Genomic DNA, 11,355 nt, shown 5'->3' on the forward strand with positions numbered 1-11,355 from the left:
AATGATGTAAAAGCTGCAATACGTTGGGTTAAAGCAAATGCAGCGAAATACAAATTTAGCCAAAAACGAATCGCTTTATGGGGTGGATCGGCGGGAGGTAATTTGGCTGCTTTGGCAGGTACTTCTGGAGATGTAAAGGAATTGGGAGATATGAATATGGGCAACGCAAATGAATCGAGCAGGGTGATGGCTGAAGTAGATTGGTTTGGCCCAACCAATTTTTTATAAATGGATGAACAACTCACAAAAACGGGTAATGGCACACCTGATCACAGCGAAGCCAATTCACCGGAATCAAAAGTGTTAGGACAAAAAATTACTGCGATTCCAGCCAAAGTAAAGATGGCAAATCCTGAATCGTATATTACGGGCGATGATCCACCATTTCTAATTGAACACGGCACAAAAGACCAGATAGTTCCAACACAACAGTCTGTCATGTTTTACGGGAAATTAGAAAAAGTATTAGGCAAAGAAAAAGTAATACTGCATTTGCTGGAAGGTGCACAACATGGCGGGAAGGAATTTGAAACATCGGAAAACCTGCAAATAGTATTTTCTTTTCTTGATAAAATATTAAAATAAAAATAGAGCTTTCTACAAAATAAAATAAATAATTATTACAATGATAACCAGTGCATCCAGACCAGTTCCACATTATTTCCAAAAAGCTAAACCGGCATCTATCAGGTTATGGCATTGGCTAACATTTTTGTTCTTCACTATTTCTATAACTACCGTAATATTTGGGTCAACTTTATTTAAGACTAATAATAATATCGAGATGGTGCAGCAGCAGGTGCAGGAAAAAGGAGGTACTGTTACTAAAAGCCAGGCATGGAGCGTGGCTCATGAATACAGTGATAAATTGTGGATGCTGCATAAATATATTGGTTTCGGCCTAAGTTTTCTAATCTTTAGCCGTATTATAATTGAAGTAAGATTGTCAAAGGAAAAAAAACTGTCAACAAAGATTCGTTCAGCCCTTGGTTACCCAGCAGGTACCCCAGAAAAAAAGCATTTCCTTTTTGTGCAATTTAGCTATGCGGTATTTTATATTCTCTTTATTACAATGGCTACTACAGGGCTGGTGCAAGCTTTTGAAGATGTTGAGTGGTTAAAGCCTGTACATAACTTCGCAAAAGAAACGCACAGTATAGTACAATGGGGATTATACACATTCTTTGTAATCCATATTGCCGGCGTTATAAGAGCAGATCTTACAAAACATAATGGTATTGTTTCCCGGATGATTAATGGTAAAGAAAACAATTGAGAATCATGAAAGTAAACTGGCAATTGAATAAAAATTCAATATTGATGCTACATGCTTTGGTATGGGTAATGATTTTTTTATTGCCTTTTATTTTTATCTCTGAGAATGATTCATCAAAGGACGCCGGTGATCTTGCTTTTAGAAACCTAAAGACGGTAACCAATTTATTCTGGATGGGATTGTTTTATCTAAATGCATTGGTATTGATACCGAAGCTATTTAATAAGCATAGGTACATTTACTTTGTATTTTCTCTTTTACTATCTTTTTGTATTATCATGCTGTTTCATGGCGCTTTGTTTAAGCCATTTGTACAGGGTCATGATTTTAATTTTTTTAGATCATCTGCTCATAATATCATACCCTTTCTTTTTACTGTAACAGTAAGTACAACTTATAAAATTATTTACGATAAAATTAAAGCCGATACCGTTGCAGCCGAAATACAGAAAGAAAATTTAAAAACAGAATTATCCTTTCTACGTTCACAAATAAGCCCTCACTTTTTATTTAATGTACTGAATAATATTGTGGCAATGGTTCGGTTAAAGAGTGATGAACTAGAACCTACTGTTATTAAATTATCATCGTTATTACAGTACATGCTGTACGAAACTGATGAAGAAAAAGTGTTACTCCGCCATGAAGAAGAATCGTTGCAGAATTATATTGACTTGCAAAGGATTCGCTTTAGCAGCAAGCTTACATTAAATACCAGTTTTGATGTAAAAGAAGAGTGGCATACCATTGAGCCCATGTTGTTGATACCTTTTGTAGAAAATGCTTTTAAACATGGAAACGGGTTATTAAGCAATCCTGAAATCGACATTGATTTGCATTCATCCAATAATCAACTGGACTTTTTTATAAAGAATAAGTATGTTAGCTCGGATACAGCAAAAGATAAAACTTCCGGGATTGGATTGACAAATGTAAAAAGAAGGTTGCAACTGTTGTATCCTCAAAGACATACACTTTCAATTGACGACAACAACGGTTGGTATAAAGTTCACTTAAAATTATTTTTAAAATGACAATGAATTGTATTGCAGTAGATGATGAACCATTGGCTTTAAAACTGCTGGCAGACAACATCAGCAAAGTGGCGTACTTAAAATTAGTGGCCTCTTGCACCAATGCATTTGAAGCTGTGAAGGCTTTAGAGGAAAACTCAGTAGATCTAATTTTTATTGATATACAAATGCCTGGCTTAACAGGATTGCAATTTGTCAGCACACTTCAAAATAAACCATTCATAATTTTTATTACTGCCTATAAACAATATGCGCTTGAAAGTTACGATTTATCAGTGGTGGATTACCTGGTAAAGCCTGTTGCGCTGGACCGTTTTATAAAGGCCTGTAACAAAACCAAAGAACTGCATGAATTAAAATCGTTAAAACAGCAACCAATTGCAGCAAATACAAAAGAATTTTTTTTTGTAAATGTTGATTATAGTCAGGTTAAAATAATGTTTAGCGACATTATCTGGGTAGAAGGAGTGCGGGATTATATAAAAATATATCTGAGAAGCGACAATAAACCCTTGTTGATACGTTTCACCTTAAAAGCAATTGAACAGGAACTCCCATCCTCAAAATTTTTGCGGATACATAAGTCTTATCTCGTTGCCGTTGAAAGCATTACTTCCATCCGTAAAAACAGTGTGTTTATTAAGAATATGGAGCTTCCCGTTGGTGAAACATTTCGTGAGGATGTAGAAAGATTGATGAGCAAAGGTTCTTAGTGTTGCTTATTAATTTTCAATGAATTGTTCTTTGTTTGGATACGGATGTTTAAAACCATTACCCCATTTATAATCTACAAGGTATTGACAACAATCGTTTGCCGATCAGGTAATTTGGCGTAAAATAATAATTTAGTATTTAACAAGCATTCAAAAACCTTTTGAGCATGTAAAAACTAATTTTATTAATGATATGTTATCAATAAACTATGCAGGAAAGTGATTGTTTAATATAAAGTACATTTTGAAAATAGTTCAAGTTAATAACGGTCAATAGTATTCTCTTAAAAATAAATTTATGCGTTCAAAATTTTATTTATGTTGTTTCTTTTCAATTTTAACCAGTGTGGTATTTGCACAGGATAATTATGAGATTCAGGTATATGGGGCTGAAACAGTAGAAAAAGGAAAAACGATGGTGGAAATACACAGCAATTATACCTTTGATGGAAATAAAGAAACTGGAAAAGTGCTGTTGCCAACCAATCATATTATCCACGAAACCATTGAGGTAACTCATGGATTTACGTCGTGGTTTGAAATCGGTTTTTATTTGTTTAATGCGATAGGAAATAATAACCGGACAGCTTATGTTGGATCGCATATTCGTCCAAGGGTTTCGGCACCGGTAGATTGGCATTTGCCAGTAGGCCTGAGCTTTTCGGCTGAATTTGGATTTCAGAAAAAAGAATATTCAGCCAATACAAGTACCCTTGAACTTAGGCCAATTATAGATAAAAAATGGAAAGCACTTTATATTGCCTTAAATCCGGTATTTGGAAAAAGTTTTCAGGGGCCTGACGAAAATAGAGGACTTATTTTTTCACCCAATGTAAAAGCCAGTTATGACCTGAACAAAAAGGTTGCCCTAGGTTTGGAGTATTATGGAAGTACTGGGCCTGTACTTCATTTTGATACTTTCAACCAACAGCAACACCAATTGTTTATAGTTACAGATTTAAACCTAAGCCCGGAATGGGAATTTAACGCTGGGCTTGGACGGGGATTTACAACAAGTACGGATAAACTCATTTTTAAAGTCATTTTGGGAAGAAGGTTTTAAACCAAAGTTTAATTAAATAAATAAAACAAAAAATAATAACATGAAAAGATACAATGTTTTGGCAGCGATGCTCTTAACAACAGCATTATCTTACGCCCAAAATAAACCAGCCTACCACATCAGTGGTACATTCTCTATTAAGGGTAGTGGCGGCTATGATTACATGACTGTTGATTCTGCTTCTGAAAAATTGTATGTTTCCAATGGATCACAGGTGAATATTTTAAATAAAAATACCGGCGACTCATTAGGAGTTATTAAAACCCAAAAGGATGTACATGGCATTGCTCTGGTGCATGCTTTGGGAAAAGGATATATTAGTAACGGAACGTTGAATAAAGTGCTGGTATTTGATCTTGTTACGAATAAAATACTTAAATATGTACCAACCGGAAAATTTGCTGATGCGATTTTCTACGATGATTTTTCAAAAAAAGTGATTACGTGTAATGGAATGAGTAAAAATATGACGGTGATCGACCCTGCCGGTGATACGGTTGTTGCCACTATCCAACTCAGCGGCTGGCCGGAAACAGCTGTAAGTGACGGTAAAGGGAACATCTATGTTAACAATGCCGAAAAAGCTGAGATGGATGTAATAGATGCCACTACTTTTAAAATTACACATCATTGGCCGAATAAACCAGGTACTGGTGCCTCCGGCCTTGCAATAGACAGGGAAACCATGCGATTGTTTGCAACTTGCGGCAATAAACGTATCATCGTGATGGACGCTTCTAATGGTAATGTAGTAACAAGTTTCCCAATTGGAGAGGAGGCTGACGGCGCAGGATTTGATAATAGTTTAAAAACTGTTTACTCCTCAAACGGTGAGGGCACACTAACTGTTATTAAAGAGCTTTCGGCTGATAAATTTATTTTAACCGGAAATGTAGTAACCAAACTCGGGGCAAGAACGATCACAGTTGATCAAAAAACACACAAGGTTTATCTGCCATCCGGTTTATTTAAACCTGCGTCTAAAGAAACCTTTCGTCCGGAAATAATCCCTGGAACGTTTAAAATATTAGCTGTAGAAATGAACTGATCATCCTCCTTATCGCAATGTTTCATTCTTTGAATTGTGCTGTGCTAACTGGAAATCCCGGCCACGCTATTTGCCTCCGCCATTTATATTTACGTTTAAATCGGAGAAGCAGAAAGAGTCAATACTCGTGAATTATATATTTTGTAATATAATATCCCCGATGCCTTCGTCTCCAAAAAAGGTCTCCTTTAAAACGGGACGGGATTCAGGCATTCCTTCGTAGTATCTGATCAGATTATTCTTCTCCAAAAAAACAGTAAGCACACCCGACTCACAGATATTATTACCAGGTTTAACTTTATCGAAAAGCATATTAAGTTCCATAACAGTAGGTGTAGAAAGGGTTGTAGTAGATACAAAAAAGGTAATAAGCAGAAACCCAGGATCCACCATGGGTGTTAGGTCTACCCTTGTATTCTTTTTTTAAGCCGAACATTCTTTTATTGCCTGCTGGTTTTTTATTTTCAATTTCGGTCATGGTACTTAGTTTCCAGCTGAGGGGATGACAACAAATATTTCCATACGCCTTTATTAAAATTTTTCCCTTGTGGTATAAAAAATAATACAACTGGATTTAAGGCAAAAAAATCCCTTTACAAATCTTTTGTAAAGGGATACATATATAATTCAAAATCGTACTTAATTATCCTGAACAACGAAGGTAATTGGCTGACGGCGGTATGCATTAACATTACGTCCGTTTTGCAAAGCGGGTGTCCATTTAGGCCCCCTCTTAATAACCTTCACGGCTTCGTCTTCCATGCCATAACCATATTTTGATTCGGCCTGAACATCACTGATACTTCCATCTTTACTCACAATAAATCTTACAATCACCTTATAAGAGCCTTCCGGAGCACCATTATCGATGGGTGTACTTGCATTCAGATTTTTTTCAAGAAATCTTCGCCATGCAGCTTCGCCTCCTGGAAATGCAGCTTCATTTTCTACCTTTGTAAAAATTTTATCCTCATCATTACTTTTTGGAGCTTCTGTAATTTGAGAACCCTTGTCTTCAACGGGAGCCTGAACGATTGCCACTTTATTTTCGCTTTCCACGGTTTTGGTACTGATAACCTGGTCTTCCTTTATTTCTTCAATTTTTTCATCTGGTTTTACCTCTTCATCTTTTACAATTTTTGGAGGGGTAAATTTAATCTGGTTAACTACCGGCGGCGGTGGTGGTTTTACCGGCGGCGGTGGTATTGGTGGTGGTGGCTCGGCTTTCTTTATTTCAGCCATTTGTGTATCAACCACTTCAATTTGTTCGCTTTTACCCTTACCAACAAGATTGGCAAAAATGGATGCTAAAAATACCAATACTATCACACCGCCCGTATACAGTAATGCTTTTGTAATGCGCTTATTATACGTTTTACGAAGATCATAAGCGCCATACTCCTTATTTTTACCCTCAAAAATAATATCGAGAACATCGGCGCGTAATATTTTATTTATATCCATTGTAAATTAATTTGTAGTTAGATTCTAAATTCAACAAATTCCATAAACTATTTAATCCCATTCGCAGTCTCTGTCGACTTAATTAATTGAGATTCAACATCACTCATATCAACTTCAGCATAGTGGCCAGGAGGAACTGCATTAATCGACATTTCATCCAATATATTAATCGCATTTTTAAAGGTAGCCTGCTTGTCAGCTTTAATGATATACATCAAATCGCCGATCGGAGTTGCATTCTTCTTGTCTAGAATTACCTGCCGGATATCTTTAAAATTACTACTTTTAAATTGCTTATTTGGATCAACGAGCTCTCCCATATAGTAGTACACCTGATCGCTTTTACCAAGCAACAAGGTCATAACTCCGGAATTTTTAACTTTCAACAGATTATTCGGATCGTCCTTGGGTTCATTCATGTTCATGGCCGTTGCCTGGCTCATGGTGGTGGTAAACACAAAGAAAGTAATTAACAAAAATCCTAAATCAACCATGGGGGTAAGATCTACCCTGGTTGACTGTTTTTTTGGCTTTTTTACGCCGGGGCCTTTTTTATGCCCGCCTCCCGACGAGGTATCTACATCTGCCATATCGGTAATTTTTTATTTGTTTAAGATGACTTAAAACAAAAGTGTACAATTATTTTTTCTGCAATGCTTCTTTTTCCAGTTCGGAACCCGGTGGTGGTGGCTCAGAGTTGGTAACAATTTTGAACTTATAAATATCATTTTTCTTAAATGATTCCTTTATACTTTTAAAAGCCGGATAAAATGCTGCATTATCACCCTTTACCAGAAGATTCAGGTTGTCCATATTTTCTCCTTTGTAAGCGTTTGCTACACTTCGAATCCAATCTGTAAGTTCATTATTGGTACTATCAACACAAGGAATACCGGGCATCTGTTGCGGTGGTGGTGTAGTAGCTAAATCGAGAAAACTTTTTAACTGGTTGAATGGAACACCAATAAAATCAATTTTCCTGAGTTTTGCTATTTCGGCACCTGATAAATTCAACCCCTTAGTGGTGTTGATATCATCAATGATGGCATTTTTATGCGCTTTGTCACCCAACATCAAAAAAACTTTGCCCTCCTTTGTAAGCGTTACCAGTATGGCTTCTTCCTTGGCGACCTTGGTAGATACGGAATTGGGAGTTATAACTGCTACGGCTTCCGGTGGTTTTGTTTTGGTTGCCAGAATGAAGAAAGACAACAATAAAAACGCTACGTCACACATGGCCGTCATATCAATATGTGTGCTTTTACGGGGTATTTTGGCTCTTGACATTTTTACAAAATTTAATTATTTACTTAGATACAATAATTGCAATTTTCCATATACTTTATTTGTACATAGAAGCAAAACTTTGTGTTAAAGTAAATCCTGATTCATCAATACCGTACGTAATACCATCAATTCTGGTGGTAAAAATATTGTAGAAAATAATAGAGAAAGCAGATGTACCGATACCCAGGGCTGTATTGTATAAAGCCTCCGCAATACCTTGAGATAATTTACCTGCAGCAGCACCGCCTCCATCTCCTTCACCTAATGCTGAGAAAGAACGGATCATTCCTAATACCGTACCTAACAAACCTAACAAGGTTGCTACCGATGCAATAGTTGACAGAAAAACCAGGTTCTTTTCAAGCATGGGTAATTCAAGTGCTGTAGCTTCTTCCACTTCTTTTTGAATAGCCATTACTTTTTGATCTGTAGACAATTCCGAATTGCTGATCATTTCTTTGTAACGGTGCAAACCTGCTTTCATTACATTACCAACACTACCTTTTTGTTTATCACATTCTGCAACTGCTGCATCCAGGTTTTTATTGGCAAGATGATATTGAACTTTACGGATAAAGTCAGCATTACTTCCTGTACCTGTCGCTTTGGAAATGGTTAAAAACCTTTCGATGATAAAAGTTAATACGGTTAAAAAACATCCAATAAGAATCGGCACAATAATACCACCAGAATACATATTATATAAAGAGTTTTTGGCACCTTCGTGACTTGGCCAAAACCATCCGGTTCCTGGGTGATTAAAATGCGAAGGATTACCCAAAATAACTCTCCAGATAAAATAGCCAGAAAGTATACATACTACGGGTGCAATCCATGAAATAGAATTGCCTGTTTTTTTTGCCTGTACTGAAGTTGATGGTTTTACGGTTGCAGTTGATTTTGTTTCTGCCATGACGTTCAATTTTTAGTGAGTTAAGTGTAAATGTTGTTTGTGAAAATAAATATTAAATGCTGATAAAAATGATTTTTAACCATTAAATATCCTCGTGGAAATATTGTTTTGGCGAAGCACAAGTTAATAAAATAATTGAATCTAACAACCGTGCAGAAGAATTTTATAAGTTTTTATTAATAATTACTAAAGTTTACCCCAAAAAATTAATCATCAAACAAACTATTACAGAGAGATACCGGTATTTGCTTTTATAAATAATTTTAAAATACCATCTGCCATGGCAGCATTAAAAAGGCAGGCATACCGAAGAAACGTTTGATACCTTTTGTACCATTTATTTTAGTTTTAAATCCAGGCCTGTATCTACATTTGTAAAATACGCAATGGCATGTTAAACAGCAGTAATATTCCCGATGCCATTATAGCTTCTAGCCTCCATGTTTTTTAAGTTGTAGTATTGTTAGATGCAGCGTTTGAGTTTTATGCGGCTAACAATTTTTAGTTTACTGCCTGTAAAGTGTTCAATAATTTAACTGCAACCGCCCGGTCTGTCAATTGCCGGTACCTGCTACAGCTGTTTTTTCTATTAGTTTACTGAAGGCTTCTTTTATTTATTTTGTGCAGAAATAACCTTCTTTTTTTTTGAAAATGCTTTAATATAGCCACACTATCTTATTATTTTTATAATGGATATACTAACAATATTGAGGGCTTCATTGAAGTAAATCAGTTGTTTAGTAACCCGTTAATCAGGCTTATCAAGGACTTATCCAGGATATCTGAAATTTATTAGCTGTTGCTTTAAAACACACCATGGCAATGGAGTTTGAATCCATGAAAGTATTAAAATGTGTGTTGAAAGCTAAAATTTTCCATGTTCTTTAAATGTGTGTGCCAGGAAGTAAAAATAAAAAAATTTTAACGGGTTTCCTTTATGAAAACTATTCAAAGCACATATTCCTGCTAAAAAATATATCTACTCAAAAAATTTAAAGAATTCATGTAGTAAAAACGGGGATGCTCCGTCTATGAGAAGTATAAAAAAACTGCATGCAGGGGATACTGGTTATGGTAGTTTTTACCGTTGGAGTTTCACCTGTTAATTTGTTTATCACTGAAAGAACAGGCAGCAAAAAAACCGCAGGAACGAATGGTTTAAAATAGTAAGTGCCGCATTCAGCGGCACTTACTAAAAAATATTTATTGTAACTTATAACTCATTACGGCCACCTCGGCTTACCTCAAATAAAAACCAGATACGCCGTTCTGTATTATCCAGCAACTCCTGCAGAATATTACTGGTAGGGGTGTCGTTATTGTCATCAGCTGTCTTGATAGCTTTACGCTGGTTGCGGGCAATTTGCTGGTTATCGCTTAACAACTCTGCAATCATTTTATCTGCAGGCACAAAATCATCGTTATTATCCTTTATTGTTTGCAGAGAAGAGATGTGTGTAATGCTCCGTATCGTAGTACCACCTATACGGCGTACACGTTCAGCCAAAATATCAATACTTTCAAAAATTGCATCGGCCTGCTCATCAAACATTAAATGGTAATCCCGGAAATGTGATCCTGATAAATGCCAGTGAAAGTTTTTTGTTTTTGTGTAAAGTGCAAAAGCATCTGCAACTAATGGGTTTACTGCGGTAACTACATTTTTAATTTCATCTGGCTTAAGATCGGAGGGTGTAGCCAGGTCTGCGGGCACCGGGTATCCGCTACCTGCTTTGCCCACTGTGCCTTGCACGCTATCTGGTAATTTTTTTGTTGTGCTCATGTTTAGATTATTTTTTTAAACTTCCATACCGGAAGTGATAAGCGCAGGTTCAATAAGCATGCCAGGCAGAATTGTACAATATTTTTTTATTGTTGTGGAATAAATACCCGGTTAAAGCAACATTTATAAAAATAATTTGTGCAAAACTTTAAAAATTTTGATACAGATAATACATCACAAGATTTAGTACCTGGAACCGGGTATTTTAATACTTGCAAAGTTTACAAACTACTTTATTCTGTTAAGGGAAATTTGCATAAAAAAATACAACAATAAACAAAATGAGTAACGGCAAAAATTCGATGATGCTAACACTATTGCAAAAAACTAATAATAACACCTAAATATATGAAATTAGATAAGAGTAAAACTGATTTTTTGATAGTGAAAGCGAGTTGATTAGTGTTATATATTTTGCATTGTTGGAAGTACAATCCGTTTTACAATACAACCCATTTGTAATAGCAAACTTGCGGGACCACTTCGATAAAAGTTCATCAATGGTATGTTGTACAAGTGAGTGACACAACAATGCCGCTATGAAAAATAACTGCTGGTAAAATGAAATTTACAACCTCATTAAATCCCCAACACCTCCTTCAATTTTGCATAACCAGCTTTGCTTACAGGTAACCGCTGGCCAGTGGTTAGCAATGCAAGGTGACTGTCTTTTTCGTGCAGGTCAATGCGGGTGATTAATTGTGCATTGATGATGTAGGAGCGATGGATGCGGATGAATTCCTCCGGTGGCAGGCTGTCTTCAAAATACTGCAT

General features: G+C 36.1%; 12 protein-coding genes and 1 pseudogene. 6 read left to right on the plus strand and 7 right to left on the minus strand.

Annotated elements, in window-relative coordinates:
- The 6 genes and pseudogenes from H7254_RS21530 to H7254_RS15005 all read left to right on the plus strand — a co-directional run.
- Window positions 1–585 (plus strand): annotated as a pseudogene (locus H7254_RS21530) (prolyl oligopeptidase family serine peptidase); the annotation flags it as partial.
- 40 nt (window positions 586–625) lie between these two features.
- Complete coding sequence (locus H7254_RS14985) at window positions 626–1,276, plus strand: cytochrome b/b6 domain-containing protein (RefSeq protein WP_301933729.1); 651 nt, start codon at window positions 626–628, stop codon at window positions 1,274–1,276.
- 5 nt (window positions 1,277–1,281) lie between these two features.
- The gene (locus H7254_RS14990; protein ID WP_301933730.1) at window positions 1,282–2,310 is read left to right on the plus strand and encodes a sensor histidine kinase; all 1,029 of its coding nucleotides are present in this window, start codon (window positions 1,282–1,284) and stop codon (window positions 2,308–2,310) included.
- Window positions 2,311–2,312: 2 nt separating this feature from the next.
- The gene (locus H7254_RS14995; RefSeq protein WP_301933731.1) at window positions 2,313–3,023 is read left to right on the plus strand and encodes a LytTR family DNA-binding domain-containing protein; all 711 of its coding nucleotides are present in this window, start codon (window positions 2,313–2,315) and stop codon (window positions 3,021–3,023) included.
- Window positions 3,024–3,321: 298 nt separating this feature from the next.
- Entirely contained in the window at window positions 3,322–4,086 is a 765-nt protein-coding gene (locus H7254_RS15000) for a hypothetical protein (protein ID WP_301933733.1), read from the plus strand.
- Window positions 4,087–4,126: 40 nt separating this feature from the next.
- Window positions 4,127–5,134 (plus strand): YncE family protein, encoded by a 1,008-nt coding sequence (locus tag H7254_RS15005; protein WP_301933734.1) that lies wholly within the window; start codon window positions 4,127–4,129, stop codon window positions 5,132–5,134.
- Between the two features lie 132 nt (window positions 5,135–5,266).
- On the opposite strand, the gene H7254_RS15010 is transcribed toward H7254_RS15005, so the two are convergent.
- The 7 genes from H7254_RS15010 to H7254_RS15040 form a co-directional block, all read right to left on the minus strand.
- On the minus strand, window positions 5,267–5,527 hold the full coding sequence (locus tag H7254_RS15010) for a hypothetical protein (protein WP_301933735.1): 261 nt from the start codon (window positions 5,525–5,527) through the stop codon (window positions 5,267–5,269).
- Window positions 5,528–5,773: 246 nt separating this feature from the next.
- A complete protein-coding gene (locus tag H7254_RS15015) occupies window positions 5,774–6,598 on the minus strand; it encodes an energy transducer TonB (protein WP_301933736.1) in 825 nt (274 codons plus the stop codon).
- 47 nt (window positions 6,599–6,645) lie between these two features.
- Window positions 6,646–7,188 carry a biopolymer transporter ExbD gene (locus tag H7254_RS15020; protein WP_301933737.1) on the minus strand — a complete coding sequence of 181 codons (543 nt, stop codon included), beginning with the start codon at window positions 7,186–7,188 and terminating at the stop codon, window positions 6,646–6,648.
- A 49-nt stretch (window positions 7,189–7,237) separates the two neighbouring features.
- Window positions 7,238–7,885 carry a biopolymer transporter ExbD gene (locus H7254_RS15025; protein WP_301933738.1) on the minus strand — a complete coding sequence of 216 codons (648 nt, stop codon included), beginning with the start codon at window positions 7,883–7,885 and terminating at the stop codon, window positions 7,238–7,240.
- 55 nt (window positions 7,886–7,940) lie between these two features.
- The gene (locus tag H7254_RS15030; RefSeq protein ID WP_301923043.1) at window positions 7,941–8,798 is read right to left on the minus strand and encodes a MotA/TolQ/ExbB proton channel family protein; all 858 of its coding nucleotides are present in this window, start codon (window positions 8,796–8,798) and stop codon (window positions 7,941–7,943) included.
- 1,213 nt (window positions 8,799–10,011) lie between these two features.
- Window positions 10,012–10,581: a Dps family protein gene (locus H7254_RS15035; protein ID WP_301933739.1), complete on the minus strand. Its 570-nt coding sequence runs from the start codon at window positions 10,579–10,581 to the stop codon at window positions 10,012–10,014.
- A gap of 579 nt (window positions 10,582–11,160) precedes the next feature.
- Window positions 11,161–11,355 (minus strand): LytTR family DNA-binding domain-containing protein (locus H7254_RS15040; protein WP_301933740.1); only part of this gene is annotated, 195 nt, incomplete at its 5' end.

It is taken from the genome of Ferruginibacter sp. (assembly GCF_014377975.1).
In the GTDB taxonomy this organism is placed as follows: Bacteria; Bacteroidota; Bacteroidia; order Chitinophagales; family Chitinophagaceae; genus Ferruginibacter.